The sequence below is a fragment of the Kitasatospora sp. NPDC101108 genome (genome assembly GCF_055584725.1).
In genome coordinates, this window is sequence record NZ_JBVJLM010000012.1 from 132,284 (window position 1) to 152,185 (window position 19,902).

At 74.3% G+C, this 19,902-nt stretch carries 12 protein-coding genes, 2 tRNA genes and 1 pseudogene; 11 read left to right on the top strand and 4 right to left on the bottom strand.

Translation table 11 applies throughout. From position 1 onward, the window contains the following. The first annotated feature begins 137 nt into the window (after positions 1-137). The 8 genes from ACZ6Z8_RS25165 (at position 138) to cobA (ending at position 11,935) form a co-directional block, all read left to right on the top strand. Complete coding sequence (locus ACZ6Z8_RS25165) at positions 138-641, top strand: GNAT family N-acetyltransferase (protein ID WP_465612324.1); 504 nt, start codon at positions 138-140, stop codon at positions 639-641. A gap of 609 nt (positions 642-1,250) precedes the next feature. Further along, a complete protein-coding gene (locus tag ACZ6Z8_RS25170; RefSeq protein WP_465612325.1) occupies positions 1,251-2,276 on the top strand; it encodes a methionine ABC transporter ATP-binding protein in 1,026 nt (341 codons plus the stop codon). A gap of 5 nt (positions 2,277-2,281) precedes the next feature. Next, entirely contained in the window at positions 2,282-3,016 is a 735-nt protein-coding gene (locus ACZ6Z8_RS25175; protein ID WP_465612417.1) for a methionine ABC transporter permease, read from the top strand. 58 nt (positions 3,017-3,074) lie between these two features. Continuing rightward, on the top strand, positions 3,075-3,899 hold the full coding sequence (locus ACZ6Z8_RS25180; RefSeq protein ID WP_465612326.1) for a MetQ/NlpA family ABC transporter substrate-binding protein: 825 nt from the start codon (positions 3,075-3,077) through the stop codon (positions 3,897-3,899). Between the two features lie 198 nt (positions 3,900-4,097). Continuing rightward, positions 4,098-4,733, top strand: a complete 636-nt coding sequence (locus ACZ6Z8_RS25185) for a GNAT family N-acetyltransferase (protein WP_465612327.1) — start codon at positions 4,098-4,100, stop codon at positions 4,731-4,733. 136 nt (positions 4,734-4,869) lie between these two features. Continuing rightward, a complete protein-coding gene (cbiE, locus tag ACZ6Z8_RS25190) occupies positions 4,870-6,126 on the top strand; it encodes a precorrin-6y C5,15-methyltransferase (decarboxylating) subunit CbiE (RefSeq protein ID WP_465612328.1) in 1,257 nt (418 codons plus the stop codon). A gap of 483 nt (positions 6,127-6,609) precedes the next feature. Further along, positions 6,610-10,557, top strand: a complete 3,948-nt coding sequence (gene cobT / locus ACZ6Z8_RS25195; RefSeq protein WP_465612329.1) for a nicotinate-nucleotide--dimethylbenzimidazole phosphoribosyltransferase — start codon at positions 6,610-6,612, stop codon at positions 10,555-10,557. Positions 10,558-10,687: 130 nt separating this feature from the next. After that, positions 10,688-11,935, top strand: a complete 1,248-nt coding sequence (gene cobA / locus ACZ6Z8_RS25200) for a uroporphyrinogen-III C-methyltransferase (RefSeq protein WP_465612330.1) — start codon at positions 10,688-10,690, stop codon at positions 11,933-11,935. A 37-nt stretch (positions 11,936-11,972) separates the two neighbouring features. On the opposite strand, the gene ACZ6Z8_RS25205 is transcribed toward cobA, so the two are convergent. Next, complete coding sequence (locus tag ACZ6Z8_RS25205) at positions 11,973-14,714, bottom strand: SpoIIE family protein phosphatase (RefSeq protein WP_465612331.1); 2,742 nt, start codon at positions 14,712-14,714, stop codon at positions 11,973-11,975. 89 nt (positions 14,715-14,803) lie between these two features. Between ACZ6Z8_RS25205 and ACZ6Z8_RS25210 the strand changes: the two genes are divergently transcribed. Next, positions 14,804-15,625, top strand: a complete 822-nt coding sequence (locus ACZ6Z8_RS25210; RefSeq protein WP_465612332.1) for a TrmH family RNA methyltransferase — start codon at positions 14,804-14,806, stop codon at positions 15,623-15,625. A gap of 109 nt (positions 15,626-15,734) precedes the next feature. Continuing rightward, a complete protein-coding gene (locus ACZ6Z8_RS25215; protein WP_465612333.1) occupies positions 15,735-16,331 on the top strand; it encodes a 2'-5' RNA ligase family protein in 597 nt (198 codons plus the stop codon). A gap of 1,166 nt (positions 16,332-17,497) precedes the next feature. On the opposite strand, the pseudogene ACZ6Z8_RS25220 reads toward ACZ6Z8_RS25215, so the two are convergent. Beyond that, a pseudogene (locus tag ACZ6Z8_RS25220) lies at positions 17,498-18,742 on the bottom strand (serine/threonine-protein kinase); the annotation flags it as partial. A gap of 406 nt (positions 18,743-19,148) precedes the next feature. Between ACZ6Z8_RS25220 and ACZ6Z8_RS25225 the strand changes: the two are divergent. Further along, positions 19,149-19,349 (top strand): hypothetical protein, encoded by a 201-nt coding sequence (locus tag ACZ6Z8_RS25225; protein ID WP_465612334.1) that lies wholly within the window; start codon positions 19,149-19,151, stop codon positions 19,347-19,349. Between the two features lie 348 nt (positions 19,350-19,697). On the opposite strand, the gene ACZ6Z8_RS25230 is transcribed toward ACZ6Z8_RS25225, so the two are convergent. Further along, positions 19,698-19,769, bottom strand: a tRNA-Val gene (locus ACZ6Z8_RS25230). A gap of 44 nt (positions 19,770-19,813) precedes the next feature. Then, positions 19,814-19,885: transfer RNA gene (locus ACZ6Z8_RS25235), tRNA-Val, on the bottom strand. Positions 19,886-19,902 lie beyond the last annotated feature (17 nt).

Below are 19,902 nucleotides of genomic sequence, written 5' to 3' on the forward strand. Positions count from 1 at the left end.
CGAAGGTTGAGGGAAGCTGACACCCGGGTAGCACGCTGGCGAACGTCACTCTTGACGGTGGCGCATACGCTCGGATACTGAGCGTGAGCGCGTCACCCTATGCGCGCCGGGCACGACGACTGGGGAGGCCCCTCCACATGGGCATGAGCGTGATCATCTCGGCCGCTGCGGCCGAGGACGCGGAGCAGATCCTCAAGCTCCAGTACCTGGGCTACCAGCCCGAGGCGGAGCTGTACGGCGACTGGGCGATCGAGCCCCTGACCCAGACCCTGGAGAGCCTCCGCACCGAACTGACCGAGCAGCACGTCCTGGTCGCCCGCCTGGGCGACGAGGTGGTGGGCGCCGTCCGCGGCCACGTCGACGCCGAGGGCATCGGCCGGATAGGGCGTCTGGTGGTCCACCCCCGGATGCAGCGGCACGGTCTGGGCGGCCGGCTCCTGGAGGCGCTGGAGCGCCGGATGGCCGAGGGCAGCCGCCCGGTGACGGCCTACCGGCTGTTCACCGGCCACCGCAGCCTCGGCAACCTGCGGCTCTACGCCCGCCAGGGCTACCGGCAGACCTCCGTCGAGCAGGTCAGCAGCCGGCTGAGCTTCGTGCACCTGGAGAAGCCGGTCGCCACCCCGCTCGCCGCGACCGCTTGAGCCCCGCCCGCCTGAGCCCCGCCCGCCTGAGCCGCGCCCGCCTGAGCCCGTCCGCCTCGGCCCCGGCCGCCCCCGGGCACCCTCGACGCCGCCACCATCCGGACAGCCGGTGGCGGCGTCGAGGTGCATCTCCACAGGTCGGAACGACTGGTGTCCGCAATGCGGACATCCGCCGTCGAACAGTTGGGTGCAGTTCGACTCATCTGTTTTACTGGCTCACATGACTGCGACGACGAACTGGACCCCCACCGGCACGCTGCCGGCAGGTGAGCGTGCCATGTGCCGTCGAATGTGTCACTGCTGAGGGCCACCGCCCCCGGGCACCCCGTCGAGGGTGCCTCCCCCTCGCGCCCCGAAGCGAGAATCCGGCGCCGCTCCCGCCCGCGCGAGCACGCCTTCCTCCCGGAACCCTCCCCTCCGGCGTGCCCGCCCACCCGCGGCCGTCGATGACTCGTTGAGGCCACGCCGTCGCGCGGCCCGGCCGTTCCGCGGCCACGATCAAGGGGTGGCAGCTCCGGATCCCCCTGGTGAGGCGTCGTAGGACACCGCCGGCCGCATCCCGGTCGGCCGGTCGACACCGCCGCCCGCCCCCGACCCACGGAAGCAGCTGTGATCACCACCACGGACCTGACCAAGGTCTACCGTTCCCGAGGCCGCGAGGTGACCGCCCTCGCCGGTGTCGACCTGCACGTCCGCCCGGGCGAGGTCTACGGAGTCGTCGGCACCAGCGGCGCCGGCAAGTCCACCCTCATCCGCTGCGTGAACATGCTGGAGCGCCCGACCTCCGGCACGGTCACCGTGGACGGGGTCGAGCTCACCGCCCTGTCCGGCGGCGAGAACCGGGCCGGCAAGGACCTGCGCGAGGCGCGCCGCCGGATCGGCATGGTCTTCCAGCACTTCAACCTGCTCTCCTCCCGCACGGTGCAGCAGAACGTCGAACTGCCGCTGGAGATCATCGGCCTGGACCGCACCCAGCGCCGCCGCAAGGCCGCCGAACTGCTGGACCTGGTCGGCCTCGGCGACAAGGCCCGCAGCTACCCCAGCCAGCTCTCCGGCGGCCAGAAGCAGCGGGTGGGGATCGCCCGCGCCCTGGCCGGCGACCCCAAGGTGCTGCTCTCCGACGAGGCCACCTCGGCGCTCGACCCGGAGACCACCCGCTCGATCCTCAAGCTGCTGCGCGACCTCAATCAGCAGCTGGGCCTGACGGTCCTGCTGATCACCCACGAGATGGACGTCATCAAGTCCGTCTGCGACTCCGCCGCGCTGATGCGCGGCGGCCGGGTGGTGGAGTCCGGCGAGCTGACCGACCTGCTGGCCGAGCCCGACTCGGAGCTGGCCCGCGAGCTGTTCCCGCTCAGCGAGTTCGGCACCGGCCACCCCGGTGCCACCGTCCTGGAGATCACCTTCCAGGGCGACACCCCGGCCCAGCCGTTCGTCTCCCAGCTGGCCCGCACCTACCAGATCGACATCAACATCCTGGGCGCCGCGGTGGAGACCATCGCGGGCCGGATGGTCGGCCGGATGCGGGTCGAGCTGCCCGGCGGCCACCAGGACAACGTGGTGCCGATCGGCTACCTGCGCGAGCAGGGCCTGCAGGTGGACGTGCTCGGTGCGGCGAACGGAGCGGCGGCATGAGTGGCCTGAGCTGGGACCAGATGCAGGACCTGATGTGGCCCGCCACCCAGGAGACCTTCCAGATGGTCGGGGTCGCGACGGTCTGCACCGTCCTGGTCGGCCTGCCCGTCGGCGTGCTGCTGGTGCTCACCTCCAAGGGCGGGGCGCTGCAGAACCAGCCGGTGAACAAGGTGCTGGGCGCGATCGTGAACCTCGCCCGGTCGCTGCCGTTCATCATCCTGATGATCGCGCTGATCTCCTTCACGCGGTGGCTGACCGGAAACTCCCTCGGCTGGCAGGCCGCGACCGTGCCGCTGACCGTCGGCGCGATCCCCTTCTTCGCCCGGCTGGTCGAGACCTCCGTCCGTGAGGTGGACCGCGGTCTGATCGAGGCGGTCCAGGCGATGGGCGGCAGCACCTGGACGCTGGTGCGCAAGACGCTCGTCCCCGAGGCCCTGCCCGGCATCGTCGCCTCCGTCACCACCACGGTCATCGCGCTGATCGGCTACTCCGCGATGGCCGGCACGGTCGGCGGCGGCGGCCTGGGCGACCTCGCCTACCGCTACGGCTACCTGCGCTTCGAGACCGCCTTCATGTGGATCATCGTGGCCGAGATCGCGATCATCGTCACCGTGATCCAGCTGGCCGGCGACCTCGCCGTGCGCCGGCTGGCCAACCGGGGCCGTGGCGGCGGACGCACCCGCCTGCTCCGCCCGCGCGCCACCACCCCGGCCCCCGACGAGGACCTCGTCGCCTCCTAGACCTCCCTCGTCCGACCTCCGGACGCGGCTCCCCGTATCACGCAGAAAGGCACTTTTCGTGCGCAACGTTCTGAAGTTCACCAGTGTCCTCGCCACCGCCGGCCTCGCCCTGTCGCTGGCTGCCTGCGGCAGCTCGGGTTCGTCCTCCTCGGACCCGAACGCGCCGCTGAAGGTCGTCGCCAGCCCGACCCCGCACGGGCAGATCCTGAAGTTCGTCAACGACAACCTCGCGGCCAAGGCGGGCCTCAAGCTCGACATCAAGGAGGTCACCGACTACGTGACCCCCAACACGGCGGTGCAGGACGGTTCGGCCGACGCCAACTACTTCCAGCACGTCCCGTACCTGGATGACTTCAACAAGAAGAACGGCACGGACATCGTCTCGGTCGAGACCGTCCACCTGGAGCCGCTGGGCGTCTACTCCAAGAAGGTCAAGTCGATCAACGACCTGCCCTCCGGCGCCACTGTCGGCCTGCCGAACGACGCCACCAACGAGGGCCGCGCGCTCAAGCTGCTCGCCGACAACAAGCTCATCACCCTCAAGGACGGCGCCGGCACCGCCGCCACCCCGGCGGACGTGACGGGCAACCCGAAGGGCTTCAAGTGGAAGGAGCTGGAGGCCGCCCAGCTGCCCCGCTCCATCGCCGACCTCGACGCCGCCGTGATCAACGGCAACTACGCGCTCGACTCCGGCCTGAAGCCGGCCACCGACGCCCTGGTGCTGGAGAAGGCCGAGGGCAACCCGTACGCCAACATCCTCGCCGTCAAGAAGGGCAAGGAGAACGACCCGCGGGTGAAGAAGCTGGCCGAGCTGCTGCACTCCGACGAGGTCAAGAAGTACATCAACGACACGTTCCAGGGTTCGGTCATCCCGGCCTTCTGATCGTCGTACGGTCATACCGCGTAGCGCCCGACCGGGCCCCCGCCGCACCTCGGCGGGGGCCCGGTCGGGCAGTATGCACCAGGGACACCACCGTGGACCGGGTTCTGACGTACCGTCGTGCGACCGGCGCACCGCGTGATACCCGGGCGCGCCGGAGGCGTACGGTGTTGTGTTCACGACCCGGCGAGGAGAGACGGCATGGCAGCGAGCTTCCCCGAGACCGCCATCAGCACCGAACGGCTGCTGCTGCGTCCCCTTGCGGAGGACGACGCCCCCGGCCTGGCCACCATGATGGCCGACGACCTCGTCCTGGCCTGGACGGACCACCCGCACCCCTTCACCGAGGACTACGCGGCCGAGCTCGCCCGCACCCTCGCCCCCGCCCACCGCGCCGCCGGGCACGGCATCGTCCTCGCCGTCACCGAGCACCTCACCCAGCGCCTGGTCGGCCTGGTCCAACTGCGCAACACCGACTGGCGGCTGCGCAGCACCGAGATCTCCTACGTCACCGCCACCTGGGCCCGCGGCGAGGGCTACGCCCCCGAGGCCGTCCTCGGCGTCGCCCAGTGGCTCTTCGAGGACCGCGGCTTCCTGCGCCTGGAGATGCGCACCGCCGCCGGGAACACCGCCGCCCAGCAGGTCGCCCAGAAGATCGGCGGCATCAGCGAGGGCGTGCTGCGCAGCGCCTGGATAGTGCGCGGCGAGTCCGGCGAGGTCGTCGAGGAGAGCCGGAGCGACCTGATCCTGTGGAGCCTGCTCCCGGAGGACCTGGAGTCGCCCGAACTGCACCGCGACGGCTGGCACGGCGACCACCGCTACGTGCTGCGCGACTGAGCCGCCGTCCGGCCACCCGCCCGGCACGGACATCTGTGCGAGATGTCGGCCTCCGGGCGGTCGCACCCGGTAGCCTCTGCACCGGCGCCGCGCAGTGGGCGCCGCGTCGGGACGAGTCGAGGGAGAACGGCCGCAGATGGCTGACCGGATCACGGTCATCGGGTGGGACGGTACGCCGCTGACCGAGGCCGCCGGTGCGGCCCTCGCCGCGGCGACCCTGGTGGCCGGAGCGCCCTACCAACTGGACGCCCTTCCGGTGCCGGAGGACGCCGAGCGGATCACCCTCGGCAACATCCGGCAGGCCGCCCGCACCATCGCCGAGCACCGCGGCGCCGCCGTCGTGGTCGCCGAGGGCGACCCGGGCTTCTTCGGCGTGGTGCGCACCCTGCGCCGCCCCGAGTACGGCCTCGAACTCGAAGTCCTGCCCGCCGTCTCCTCCGTCGCCACCGCCTTCGCCCGGGCCGGGATGCCCTGGGAGGACGCCCAGGTGGTCAGCGCCCACGGCGGCCGGCTGCGCCGCGCGGCCAACATCTGCCGGGCCCACCCCAAGGTCGCGGTGCTCACCGCCCCGGGCGCGGGCCCGGGCGAACTCGCCCTGATGCTGCGCGGGGTGCACCGCACCTTCGTGGTCTGCGAGGCCCTCGGCACCCCGGAGGAGGACGTCACCGTCCTGACCTCCGACCGGATCGCCGACCACGTCTGGCGCGACCCCAACGTGGTGCTGGTGATCGGCGGCGGCGCCCAGGTCGGCGCGGTCGGGGAGGCGGCCGGCTGGCTGGCCGGGCGCCCGGTCGGCTACCCCGGCGCGGAACGCGGCTGGGCGCTCCCCGGTGACGCCTACACGGGCGCCGGGCGCACGGAGGGCGAGCCGGGCGCATCGGAGGCGCTGCCCGCGCACGTGCGCGCCCTGGTGCTGGCCCGTCTGGGTGCACGTCCGGGGGACCTCGTCTGGTCCGTCGGCGCGGGCAGCGGCGCCCTCGCCGTGGAGGCGGCCCGGTTCGGCGCCGCGGTGGTCGCGGTCGAGGCCTCCCGTTCGGCCTGTGCCCGGCTCGCCGTCAACGCCCGCCGGTACGGGGTCGAGGTGGAGACCGTGTACGGGCAGGGCCCCGAGGTGCTGGGCGGCCTGCCCGAGCCGGACGCGGCGGTGGTGGAGTCCGGCGGGCCCGAGGTGGTGCGGGCCGTGCTGGCCCGGAAGCCGGAGCGCTTCGTCGCGCTGGCCCGCACCTTCGCCGAGGCGGAGGAGATCCACCGGGCCATCGCGGGGGCGGGCTACCGGGCGGACGGCGCGCTGCTGCAGGCCACCCCGCTGCGGGCGGCCGAGGAGGGCGGCGGGCTGGCGCTCGGGGCGGGCGAGGGCGGCGCCCTGCTGCTCTGGGGTGAGCAGATCGTGTGAAGGCCTCGGGTGCGCGCCGGGGCCGGTGGGCGGCCCTGGCGGTGATCCAGGTCGCATCCGGACACCGATTCGAGAGGTCAGCGCGCCGGGCCGGTAGTGTGGCGTCCCAGGCGGCTGCAGCCGTAGGCGACCTGCCCGATTCGGTCGGTTTGTCACCTTTTTGACGTGGTGCAACCCGGTTCCGCTCGGAGTGTGGGCAATTCGACGCGCCGCGTGCCGGACCTGGAGAATGCCGTAGGGTCCGGTGCGGTCGTGCCGGTTGCTCCGGGTTGTCGTTGTTTCAGATGGTGCACCGTCCTCGCGGGCGGTGCCCGGACCGGGGTGCCGCAGCGCGCCGGAAGGACTTGGGCCGCAGCGCCACGGCGCGGCGGCCACGTGTGGTTGAGGGGCGGGTCGGTGCAGGTCCGGCCCGTGCGGATGGGCGCTGCGGTCGGTGATCGCGTCGCCAAGGGGCGCGGCAGCGGCCTGGAAGGAGCTTTGACAATGACCGATGGCGGCCACGTCCCGGGCGAGGGACTGCCGGAGCACCTGCACGCCGGGCCCGACCCGCTCGGCGGACCGGACGGCGTCGCGGGCGTTGCACCCCTGCAGGGCGTCGCGACCGACGGCGGCATGATCCCCAACCCGGCGGCGCCGACCGGCGCGGTGCCCGGTGCGATGCCCCCCGGCGCGGGTGTGATCCCGCCGCAGGGCCAGCCGAACTTCACCGGCGTGCCGCCCCAGGCCGTCCCGGGCGACGGCTGGGCCGTCGACCAGGGCGCCCCGCGCCCCGCCTTCCACTTCGTCGACCAGCCCGACGGTCTGGACGACGAGGACGACGTCCTGCTGATGCCCGGTCCGCAGGGCTCCTGGGGTGCCGAGCAGGCGCCGTTCGCGCAGCAGGAGGGCACCCCGGTCGAGCCGTCCTGGCCGCCGGTGGAGCCGCCGGTGCTCGGCGGTGAGCACGGCCAGCAGCACCTCCAGGCCGCCCAGGCGCAGCCGCACGTCCAGCAGCCGATGACGCAGGCTCAGCCGCCGCGCCGGCCGCTGCACGCCGGTCCGCCGATCCCGGACCCCTCGCTGATGACCGGTCAGGTGCCGGTCCGTTCGCTGGCCGACCGCGGCCCGTCGCAGGGCGGCACGCCCGCGCACGGCATCCCGGTCGTCGGCCGCCCGCCGATGGGCGAGGCCGCCGCGCCCGTCCCGGGTGCCGTGCCGCAGGGTGTGCCGCAGGCCGCCCCGATGGCGCCCGCCGCGCCGGTGCCCCCGGTGGCCACCACGGTCGAGGGCGGGCCGGAGGTTCACCAGGTGCCGCAGGCACCGGGCTACCAGCAGGTGCCGCTGGCCGGGCAGCCGGTCGAGGGCCTGATGGGCGTCGAGACGGTCGGGGCGATCGAGGTGGTCGAGGTCGTCGAGCTGCCGGAGGCCGTCCAGGCCGCCGCGCCGGCCGCCGAGGCCGTGCAGGCCGTGGCGGCTCCCGAGGCGGTGGCTCCTGAGGCCGCTCAGGCCGTCGTGGTCGAGCCGGTCCCGGCCGACGCCGCCGCCCAGCCGGTCGCCCAGCCGGTCGCCGAGGCGGTCGCGGTGGAGAACGCCGCGGTCGAGACCATGGCCGTCGACGCCGCCGCCGTGGAGACGGCCGTTGCCGAGACCGTCGTCGCGGAGGGTGTCGCGCCCGTCGAGCAGCCCGAGGGCGCCGCTCCGGCCGGTCAGCCGCGTCGGATCTCCGCCTTCCTCGCCGCGCCGACGCCGCACGGCCTGCCCAAGGTCGAGGCGGCCCAGCAGGCCCCGGTGGCCGAGGAGGCGGCGCAGGAGCAGCCCGCCCCCATAGCGGTCGCCGACGCGCCGCAGGCCGTTGAGCAGGGCCCGGAGGGCGAGGCGTTCCAGGTGGCCCAGGTGGCGGAGCAGACCGAGCCGGCCGAGCAGGCCGCCGAGGTCGTGGAGGCCGTCGAGGCCGCTCAGGCCGTCGTGGTCGAGGCGGTCGCCGAGACCGCCGCCGGCACCGGTGAGATGCCCTCCGGGCAGGCCGTCGCCGAGTCCGCCGGCCAGGAGCCGGTTGCCACCGAGCCCGAGGCCGTCGTCGCCCAGGCCGCCGTCACCGAGGCGGTCGCCGTCGAGCCGGTCGCCGCCGAGGGTGAGCAGCCGCAGCCGCAGCCGCAGGTCGTGGCCGCCGAGCAGCCCGCCGAGGCCCCGGCCGAGCCGGTGGCGGAGCAGGCCGTCGAAGCCGTCGCGGAGCAGGCGGTCGAGCAGCCCGTGGAGACCGGTGCCGAGGCCGAGGCCGCGCAGCCCGTCGAGGCCGCCGCCGCCACGGAGGCCGAGCAGCAGCCGACGACCGAGGCCGTCGCCGAGAACGCGGAGACCGCCGAGCAGCCCGCCGAGGGCCCGGCCGCCGAGGCGCCCGCCGCCGCGGAGCCGCAGGCCGAGCCCGCCGCCCCGGAGGCCGTCCAGGAGGAGGCCCCCTCCGCCGAGCCGGTCGCGGAGCAGCCCGCCGAGCAGCCCGGGGCCCCCGCCGCCGAGGAGCCGCAGCCCGAGGCCCGGGACGAGCAGCCCGCCGACCAGCAGCCCGCCGTGACCGCAGAGTCCGCAGAGTCCGCAGAGTCCGCAGAGTCCGCCGAGTCCGCCGGGACCGCCGAGTCGGCCGAGCCGTCCGAGGCCCCCGCCGCCGAGGACGAGCAGCCCGCCGAGCCCGCCGAGCCCCGCGGCCCGGCCGCCCCCGGCTACGACGAGGCCGGCCGCGACGCCGTCCACCAGGTGATCCGCGAGCGCCGCGACATCCGCAACGGCTTCCGCCCGGACCCGATCCCGCACGAGGTGCTGATCCGCGTCCTGGAGGCCGCCCACACCGCGCCCAGCGTCGGCTACTCGCAGCCCTGGGACTTCGTGGTGATCCGCTCGGCGAAGACCCGCAGGCGGATGCACGCCCTGGCCGAGCGCCAGCGCGAGGCGTACGCGGACTCGCTGCCCAAGGGCCGGGCCAAGCAGTTCCGCGAGATCAAGATCGAGGCCATCCTCGAAACCCCGGTGAACATCGTGGTCACCGCCGACCGCACCCGCGGCGGCCGCCACACCCTGGGCCGCCACACCCAGCCGCAGATGGCCCCGTACTCGGCGGCCCTGGCCGTCGAGAACCTCTGGCTGGCCGCCCGCGCCGAGGGTCTGGGTGTCGGCTGGGTGAGCTTCTTCGACGACGAGGAGCTGGTCCGCGAGCTCGGCCTGCCCGAGCACCTGGAGGTCGTCGCCTACCTGTGCGTCGGCTTCGTCGACTCCTTTCCGGACGAGCCGGAGCTGGAGCAGCAGGGCTGGGCCAAGAAGCGCCCGCTGGCCTGGGTCGTCCACGAGGAGCAGTACGGCAACCGCGCCCTGCCCGGCGAGGAGCCGCAGAGCCTGCTCGCCGAGACCCTGCGCGGCATCCGCCCGCTGGACGCCAAGGCGCTCGGCGAGGCCTGGGACCGCCAGAAGCGGATGACCAAGCCGGCCGGCTCGCTCGGCATGCTGGAGATCATCTCCGCCCAGCTGTGCGGCCTGTCCCGCAAGTGCCCGCCGCCGATCCCGGAGCCCGCCTGCGTGGCGATCTTCGCGGGCGACCACGGCGTGCACGCCCAGGGCGTCACCCCGTGGCCGCAGGAGGTGACCGCCCAGATGGTCGGCAACTTCCTGGCCGGGGGAGCGGTGATCAACTCCTTCGCCAAGCAGATCGGCACCGAGGTCTGCGTGGTGGACGTCGGCGTCGCCGCCGAGCTGCCGCAGGCCGTCCAGCAGGGCCGCGCCACCGGACTGCTGCCGCGCAAGGTCAAGCCCGGCACCGCCGACATGACCCAGGGCCCGGCGATGACCCGCGAGGAGGCCCTCCAGGCCATCGAGGTCGGCATCGAGACCGCCCGCGACCTGGTCGCGGCGGGCAACAAGGCACTGGTCACCGGCGACATGGGCATCGCCAACACCACCGCCTCGGCCGCCCTGATCTCGGTGTTCACCGGCCTCGACCCGGCCGAGGTCACCGGCCGCGGCACCGGCATCGACGACGAGACCCACGCCCGCAAGATCGAGGTCATCCGCGCCGCGCTGGCGCTGCACCAGCCCGACCCGAACGACCCGATCGGCGTCCTCGCCGCCGTCGGCGGCCTGGAGCACGCGGCCATCGCCGGCTTCCTGCTGGGTGCCGCCTCGCTGCGCACCCCGGTGGTGCTGGACGGCGTCATCGCCGGTTCGGCCGCGCTGGTCGCCAAGGCGATCGCCCCCGAGGTGCTGGCCGCCTGCATCGCCGGCCACCGCTCCGCCGAGCCCGGCCACCAGGCCGCGCTGGCGAAGCTGGGCCTGCGTCCGCTGATCGACCTCGACCTGCGGCTCGGCGAGGGCACCGGTGCCCTGCTGGCGCTGCCGCTGGTGCAGAGTGCGGCCCGCGCGATGCACGATGTAGCCACCTTCGACTCCGCCGGGGTCACCGAGAAGGCCTGACGATCTGCTCACCGCTCCGCGGACCGGCCCGAGGCGCGCCGGCCCGCGGAGCGGCGTACCGCCACCCGGTCCGCCGGGTGGCGTGCCACCGCACTGCCCAGACCCTCACTCCCGATCAGGAGCACCGCCGATGACCGCGCCCACCCCGCACCCGAGCACCGAGGGCCGCACCCCCTACCCGGTCGGCCTGCTGCTGGCCGGCCGCCGTGTCGTGGTGGTCGGCGGCGGCCAGGTCGCGCAGCGGCGGCTGCCGGCCCTGATCGCCTCCGGTGCCGAGCTGCACCTGATATCCCCGGTCACCACCCCGGCCGTCCAGGCCATGGCCGACGCGGGCGAGCTGACCTGGCACGCCCGCCCCTATGCCGACGGCGACCTGGCCGGCGCCTGGTACGCCCTGGTCGCCACCGACGACCCGGCGGTCAACACGGCCGTCAGCGCCGAGGCCGAGCGCGAGCGGGTGTTCTGCTCCCGCAGCGACGACGCCTCCGCCGCCACCGCCTGGACCCCGGCGAGCGGCCGCGACGCCGGCGCCACCGTGGCCGTCCTCACCGGCGACCCGCGGCACTCCGCAGCCCTGCGCGACGCCATCGTCGGCGGTCTGCGGGACGGCTCGCTGGCCACCCGTTCGTACCGCTCGCACGGCGCCGGCGTGGCCCTGGTCGGCGGCGGCCCCGGCGACCCGGACCTGATCACCGTGCGCGGCCGCCGCCTGCTCGCCGACGCCGACGTGGTGGTCGCCGACCGCCTCGCCCCGCGCGAGCTGCTCGCCGAACTGCCCGAGCACGTCGAGGTGATCGACGCCTCGAAGATCCCGTACGGCCGCCAGATGGCCCAGGAGGCGATCAACCAGGCGCTGATCGAGCACGCCAAGGCCGGGAGGTTCGTGGTCCGGCTCAAGGGCGGCGACCCGTACGTCTTCGGCCGCGGCGGCGAGGAGCTGCTGGCCTGCGCCGAGGCGGGCATCCCGGTCACCGTGGTGCCCGGCATCTCCAGCTCGATCAGCGTCCCCGAGACGGCCGGCATCCCGGTCACCCACCGCGGGCTGACCCAGGAGTTCACCGTGGTCTCCGGCCACGTCGGCCCGGAGGACCCGCGCTCGGTCACCAACTGGCAGGCCGTCGCCGGGATGAGCGGCACCCTGGTGCTGCTGATGGCCGTGGACAAGATCGGCGCGATCGCCGCCAAGCTGGTCGAGCACGGCCGCCCGGCCGACACCCCGGTCGCCGTCGTCCAGGAGGGCACCACCGCCGCCCAGCGCCGGGTGGACGCCACCCTGGCCACCGTCGGCGCCGTGGTCGAGGCCGAGGGCGTCAAGCCCCCGGCGGTGATCGTGGTCGGCGACGTGGTGAACGTGCTGGCCGCCGCCTTCCGGCGCTGACGGCTCCGCGGAGTGGGAAGTCGGCCGGTCCGACTTCCTACTCCAACTGCTGCTCCGTCCAGATGACCTTCCCGGTCGCCGTGTAGCGCGTCCCCCAGCGGTCCGCGAACTGCGCGACCAGGAACAGCCCGCGGCCGCCCTCGTCCTCCGTCGCCGCGTACCGCAGGTGCGGCGAGGTGCTGCTGCCGTCCGACACCTCGCAGATCAGCGAACGGTCGTGCAGCAGCCGTACCCGGATCGGCGCGGAGCCGTACCGGATCGCGTTGGTCACCAGCTCGCTGAGGATCAGCTCGGTGACGAACGAGGCCTCGTCCAGCCCCCAGTCCGCCAGCCGCTCCGCCACCTGGGCCCGGACCGCCCCCACCGCCGCCGGATCGGTGGGCACGTCCCACTGCGCGACCTGGTCCTCCGCCAGCACCCTGGTCTGCGCGACCAGCAGCGCGATGTCGTCCTGCGGATGAGCCGGCAGCATCGCCCCGAGCACGTCCGCACAGGTCTGCTGCGGCGTGCGCGGCGGCCCGCCGAGGGCCTCACGCAGCAGCGCCAGCCCGTCGTCGATGTCCCGCTCGCGGTCCTCCACCAGCCCGTCCGTGTACAGCACCAGCCGAGTGCCCTCGGCCAGCTCCAGCTCGGCGGTCTCGAACGGCAGCACCGCCAGCCCCAGCGGCGGCCCGGTCGGCAGCTCCGGGAACGTCACCCGGCCCTGGGGGTCCACCACGGCCGGCGGCGGATGCCCGGCGCTGGCCAGCGTGCAGCGCCGCGACACCGGGTCGTAGATCGCGTACAGGCAGGTCGCCCCGGTCAGCCCGCCGCTCTCGCCGCCGCCCGCCGCGTCCTGGTCGATCCGGTTCACCAGCTCGTCCAGGTGGCCCAGCAGCTCGTCCGGCGGCAGGTCGAGCGTCGAGAAGTTGTGGATCGCCGTCCGCAGTCGCCCCATCGTCGCCGCCGCGTGCAGCCCGTGGCCGACCACGTCGCCGACCACCAGGGCCACCCGCAGGCCCGGCAGCGGGATCACGTCGAACCAGTCCCCGCCCACCCCGGCCTGGGCGGGCAGGTAGCGGTGCGCCACCTCCAGCGCGTTCTGCTCCGGCAGGCTGCGCGGCAGCAGGCTGTGCTGCAGCGTCACCGCCATCGCGTGCTCACGGGTGTACCGGCGGGCGTTGTCGATGCACACCGCCGCGTGCGCCACCAGCTCCTCGGCCAGCGTCAGGTCCTCCGCCTCGAACGGCTCCGGCCGCTCCGCCCGCCAGAACCGGGCCACCCCCAGCAGCACCCCGCGCGCCCGCAGCGGCACCCGCACCAGCGAGTGCACCCCGTACGCCAGCGCCTGCTCCGCCCCCTCGGGATCCTGCTCCCGCCAGCCCTGCGCCTCGGCCAGCCGGGGCTCCAGCCGGGGCAGGTCGCTGTGCAGTGCGCTGGCCAGCGGCGTGGCCGGCACCACGTCCAGGGCGGTGCCCACCGGGTAGAACGGGCCGTGCCCGCCGGTCCCGACGACGGCCGCCCGCCGCATCCGGTTCAGCGAGGTGCCCCGCGGCGGCTCCTCGCCCGACAGCACCTGTTCCGCCAGGTCCACCGTGACGAAGTCGGCGAAGCGCGGCACGGCGACCTGCGCCAGCTCCTCCGCCGTCCGGGTGACGTCCAGCGTGCTGCCCACCGTCATGCCCGCGTCGTACAGCAGCCGCAGCCGCCGCTGGGCGCCCTCGGCCCGGCCGGTCAGCGCCATCAGCTCGGTGGAGTCGCGCAGGGTGGCGACGCAGCCCGGCGGGCCGCCGTCCCGGTCGGTCAGCCGGACGTTCACCGCGAGCAGCCGCTCCCCGGCCAGCACCACCTCGTCGGTCACCGGACGGTCGGCGGTCAGCAGCTCCAGCGGCGCCGGGTCCAGGCCCAGTTCGGTCACCTGACGGCCCTCGGCGTCCGGCGGCAGGTCCAGCAGGCGGCGCGCCTCGTCGTTGCAGAGCAACAGCCGCCCGTCCCCGGCGACGATCATCACGCCCTCGCGTACCGCGTGCAGCACCGCCGCGTGGTGCTCGTACATCCTGGTCATCTCGACCGGGCCGAGCCCGTGGGTCTGCCGCCGCAGCCGCCTGCTGATCAGGGCCGTGCCCAGCGTCGCCAGGCCTATCGCGCCCGCCGCCGCGCCCAGGACCACCGGCAGCTGGCGCTCGCTCACGGTGGAGACGTTGCTCAGGGTGACCCCGGCCGAGACCAGCCCGACCACCGAGCCGTCCGGCGCGTAGACCGGGACCACCGCCTGGACCAGCGGGCCGAGCGTACCGGTGAGGTGCTCGGTCACCACCTGGCCGTGCAGCGCGGGCTCGTACGTGCCGATGAACTTCTGGCCGATCCGCGCCGGGTTGGGGTGGGTGTAGCGGATGCCCTGGTTGTTCAGCACCACGATGAAGTCCACGCCGGAGGCGACCCGCGCGGACTGCGCCTTCGGCTGCAGGATCGCGGTCGGGTCGGGGGAGCGCAGCGCGTCCACCATGCCCGGCGAGTTGGCGAAGGACTGCGCGACCGCCACCGACCGGTTGCGCGCCTCGCGGTCGGCGTCGGTGTGCGACTGCACCACCAGCGCCACCGCGGCCCCCGCCACCAGCAGCAGGACGACGAGGATCTGGAGCGCGAACACCTGCCCGGCGACCGACCGGTGCCGAGCCGGTCGCGGACGCTTCGCGCGTGGCAGTTCTTGCCGACCGTGTGGGCGCCTACCGAAGGAGCCGGCGTCGCCGGTGGCACCAGAGGCCGACGGAGCCCAAGATCGGCCCGGATTTCGGGCCATACGGTCATATTTGCACTCCGGCCAGCCCGGGACCACCCCGCCCCCTGGGCCGTTTGGCCTTCCCCGTCCGGGCTTGGCAAGATCGCAGGGTGTCCGAACCCAGCACCATCACCGACCCGGCCGACCCCCGCCTCGCCGACTACACCGGCCTCACCGACGTCGAACTGCGCCGCCACCGCGAACCCGCCGAGGGCCTGTTCATCGCCGAGGGCGAGAAGGTCATCCGCCGCGCCCTCTCCGCGGGCTACCGGATGCGGTCGATGCTGCTGACCGCCAAGTGGCTCGACGTGATGGCCGACGTCATCGCCGACGCCGACGCCCCCGTCCACGTGGTCGAACCCGCACTCGCCGAAGCCGTCACCGGCTACCACGTCCACCGCGGCGCCCTCGCCTCGATGGAACGCAAGCCCCTCCCCGACGCCGCCGCCCTCCTCACCGACGCCCGCCGCGTCGCCGTGTTCGAGGACATCGTCGATCACGCCAACATGGGGGCGGCCTTCAGGAACGCAGCCGCCCTGGGCGTCGACGCGATCCTCCTCACTCCACGCTGCGCCGATCCCCTCTACCGCCGGTCCGTGAAGGTGTCGATGGGGGCTGTCTTCCAGGTGCCGTGGACCCGCCTGGAGGCATGGCCGAAGGACGTCGAGATTCTGCATACCGCAGGCTTCACGGTCGCGGCACTGTGCCTGAGTGACCAGGCGATCACCCTCGATGAACTCGCTTCGCGGGACGACGAGAAGCTCGCCCTGGTCTTCGGCACGGAGGGCGACGGCCTCGCCGCCAAGACGCTCGCTTCGGTCGACGAGCACGTCCGCATTCCGATGGACGCCGGGGTCGACTCGCTCAACGTCGCAGCAGCCTCGGCGGTGGCCTTCTACGCCACCCGCCCGCGACGCGAGCTCGTCCGGTAGTTGCTCAGGGCAACGCTTGGGTTTTGGCCCCCCTCCCCGTGATCATCGCCGCCCTACAGTCAGGTCAAAGGGACGACAGGGTGCCCGCAGGAGCGGTCACCATGGAGGGGTGGACAGACACCCGATCGGCGTTCCGGGCGCCCTGGACGTCGGACCGACGCCCCGGACGGCGCTTGCCTGGTTGCCGCCGGCGGAACTGTGGCAGGCCGTCCAGCGGATCCGGGAGGAGCACGATCCGCAGATCCGCCGCTGGCCGCCGCACGTCAACGTGCTGTTCGGCTTCGTCCCGGAGTCGGACTTCGGGCCCGCGCTCCCGTTGCTGGGCGCCGCCGCGGCCGAGCACGCCCCGTTCACCGCGCGTCTGCACGGGGTGCGTCACTTCCCCCACCGCCACGACGCCACGGTCTGGCTCGACCCGGCGGGTGGCGGCCCCGGCCCGTGGCAGGCACTCCACGGCTCCCTGGTGGAGCGCTTCCCCCGCTGCCGGGGTCGGGCGGACGACTTCACACCCCACCTGTCCTTGGGGCGGACCCAGCACCCGCGCCGGCTCGCACCCGAACTGGCCGCCCGCCTGGGCACCACCTCGGCATCGGTCACCGAACTCACGCTCCTCTCCCGCCGGGGCGACGGCCCGATGCGGGCCCGGTTCACGGTCGAGCTGGGCACGGGCGAGGTCCGGCAGCTGCCGGACCCCGGACCCGCGTGAGCGCGAGTCCCAGCCCCCCACCGACGCGTTCGAGGTCATCGGCGGTAACTGGGTGGCCGGTATCCCGCCGTTCACCCTGCTGGACGGGTTGCCCTCTCGCCGGTCGGTCCGGCATCGACTCGCTCAACGTCGGCGCCGCCGCCGTAGCCTTTTACGCCGTCACCACCCCCTGATCCCCGCCCGCAGTTGCTTCACTGGCGTGAGCTCTCCCGCGGCCCGTCGGCTGGAGTCGCGTCCGATGCCGGTTCCGCCTGTCTGCGGAGTCCGCGCCTGGTCCCGGCCCTGGGGCGCTGGCTCGCCGCTCCACACGCCTGCCTGTCGGTGTACAGGAGGTCGGCCCGTCGGACTTCTCGTTCTGGCCTTAGAACCTCACGCGTCCCGGCTTGGCAGTGCGCCGTCCGAAGGCGCTTCCGGATCCTGCGGCGTCAGCTCTGCCTCTCGCATCAATCCACCTCGCACCGGAAGTCGGCCGGGCCGACTTCCGGTGCGGGTCAGCCGGTGGTGGACGCGGCGGTGGGTGGGGCCGGGGCGGCGGCTGGGGGAGGGGTGGTGGGGGCGCCGCCGGAGGCGCCGGCGCCGGGCCAGGATTCGTCGAGGGTGCCGTCGGCGCGCACGGTGTAGCGGGTGGAGATGACCGCGCCGGTGGCGGCGACGCGCTCCTCGCGGACGACCGCGCTGCCGTCCAGGCGCCAGCTGGCGGTGGCCTGCGGGTCGGCGGTGGAGGTCCGGGTGGTGGTGGCGACGGGGGTGTCGCCGGTGAACGTGTAGAGCTGGACGAGGTCGACCGGCGCCGATCCCTCCGCCCGACGCAGGACGACGACCGTGGCCGGCTGGCCCTTGTACCGGGCCGGCAGCACCGCGCTCAGCGCGAGCTGCGGTCCGGCCCCAGCCGAGTGCCCGTCCTTCAGCGTGACCGCGGGCCCGCCCGCCCCGTCGGAGTAGCTGCGGTTGGGCCAGTCCACCACGGGCCCCGGCCCCTGCGCGGCCGCCAGCGCCCCGTTCGCCGTGCCGCGCGCGGCCGCCGGGAGCGGGGTCGCGGAGGTCTGCGCCGCGACGTCCGCCGAGCTCCCGGGCACCGACTGCTCGCCGCCGTGCCCGGTGCTCGCCGTCGCGGTCTGTCCGACCACCGGCCGCGCCCCCTGGTTGCTCCGGTTCTCGCAGCCCTGCGCCGCCGCGATGGCCAGCGCGACGCCGATCGTCACGGTGACGAAGACGATCAGCCGTTGCCGCAGCAGTCGCTGCCGCGCCGTGCCGGGCCGTCCGCCGGGGGCGGGGGTGTGCTGGCGGTCCCGGGGTCGCGGGCGGGCCGGCGGGGGAGTGTGCGGGCGTTCCCGCAGTGGACGGGTGACCGGCGTCGCCTCGGGTCGGGGGAGCGGGCCACCCTGTGGGCGCCGGGCCGCGGCCCGGGCGCGGGGGGCCGACGCGGCCGGGTCGGGCGAGCGCCCGGGGGCCGGAACGCTCTGCCGCCCGCCGTCCTGCTGCGGTGCCTGCGGCGCCAGGGGCGCACCGGCCGGCGCCGCGGCCTCGGCGGCTGCGGCGGCCGGGGCCGGGCCCCGCCGCGTCGTGCGCCCGCTGCCGCCGGTCGTCGCCGCCCCGCGGGCCGCCAGTTCGCTGAGCCGCTCGTGCAGCGCGGCCGCGCCGGGCCGCTCGGCGGGCTCCTTGGCCAGGCAGGCCCGGATCAGCGGGGCGAGCTGCGGCGGCACGGCCGACAGGTCGGGCTCCTCGTGGACGACCCGGTACAGCATCACTTCGGAGGACGCCCCGGACCCGAACGGTGTGTCCCCCGTGAGCGCGTACGCGAGGGTGGCCCCGAAGGCGAAGACGTCCGTGGCCGGGGTGACGGCGGCGCCGCGCACCTGCTCGGGCGCGAGGAAGCCGGGGGAACCGACCGCGGTGCCGACGTGGGTGAGCGTGCTGGCGCCGCGCGACCACGCGATGCCGAAGTCGATGATCCGCGGGCCGCGCGGTGAGAGCAGGATGTTGGAGGGTTTGAGGTCACGGTGGACGACCCCGGCCTCGTGCACCTTGACCAGCCCGTCGGCCAGCGCGGCCCCGATCCGGGCGGCGTCCGGCCAGCTGAGCGGCCCCTCGTCGCCGACCTGCTTGTAGAGGGACGGCCCGGGGACGTACGCGGTGGCGAGCCAGGGGCGGTCGGCCTCGATGTCGGAGCCGACGACCCGTGCGGTGCAGCCGCCCCGGATCCGGGAGGCGGCGGCGATCTCGCGGGCGAAGCGGGTGCGGAACTCCTGGTCCTCGGCGAGTTCGGCGCGGATCAGCTTGAGGGCGACGCGCTGCCCGCGGCGGTCGGAGCCGAGGTAGACCACGCCCATGCCGCCGGCTCCGAGTCGCCGGTGGAGGCGGTACGGCCCGACGATGCGGGGGTCCTCACGCCTCAGCCGCATCATCGCCATGTCTCGTTCCCCGTCAGCCTGTGGGTGAGGCCCCGTCGGTTGGGGCATCGTCAGTTCCTGTCTGGCACAGCTTACGGACTGCCCGCTGCGGTGTGCTGATACGCAACACCTCAAGCCACCGTGCGATTGTCGGATCGTGCTCTGAGCTGCAGGTCACAGGGGCGCCGAATCGTTTCTCGGGGTCGCCCCTCAGGGTTCCCTCGGGGACGGGGTGAGTCGACCCTCCCCCTCCGGTAGTACGCCTTGAGTCTGAGCGTCATCCTCCGGGATGCCCGAGGAACAGTACGACGGCATGACGTCCGAACGGCCCCCTGACGAATAGCGTTGTGCCCAGCGGTGGACGGGGAGCTCGTCCCCCGAGGTAAGCCGTCCACCGCGCTCAATCGACCGGATCAGGAGCAAGGCCATGGCAACGCAGCAGACGGGCGCCACCCGCCGTCGGCGGCCGGCCTTCACCCAGCCCCAGTCCGCCGAGCAGCCCACCCGGCACCCCGCCGTGGCGCTGGCCATGGCCCTGCCGTGCGCCGTGCTCCTGGTGCTGCTGTTCGGCGGGTGGGAGCAGATGGCGAACCAGGCCGAAGCCCTGGCCGATCTGATCGGCCGCTGAGGCCGCCGGAGCCGCGGAGGCCACCCAGGCCGCCGAGGCCGAGGAAGCCAGGAAGCCACGGAAAGAGGAACACCAAGACGGGCACTGTTCCCCAGGGGACGGGGAGCAGTGCCGCCGGGGAGGCCGCGGCCGCGATGACACGCGGACGGGCGAGAGCGGTGCGCAGAGCGCCCCGGCAGGCGGAGACGCCGCGTACGGACGTCGGTGAGGGCGACCGTACGCGGCTCTTCTCTTTCCCGCCCCAGCCCCAGCCTTCCACCGAGTACCCAGCCACCCACCCGCCCACCGCCGGAACGGCGAAAAGGCCGAGGCCGCGACCCTGACGGATCGCGGCCTCGGCCGTTACTGTGCGCGATACTGGGATTGAACCAGTGACCCCTACCGTGTCAAGGTAGTGCTCTCCCGCTGAGCTAATCGCGCCTGGTGTGGCGGTTGTGCAGCAGGCCCCGAGGGGCCCGTTACTGTGCGCGATACTGGGATTGAACCAGTGACCCCTACCGTGTCAAGGTAGTGCTCTCCCGCTGAGCTAATCGCGCCTGGTGTGGCGGTTGTG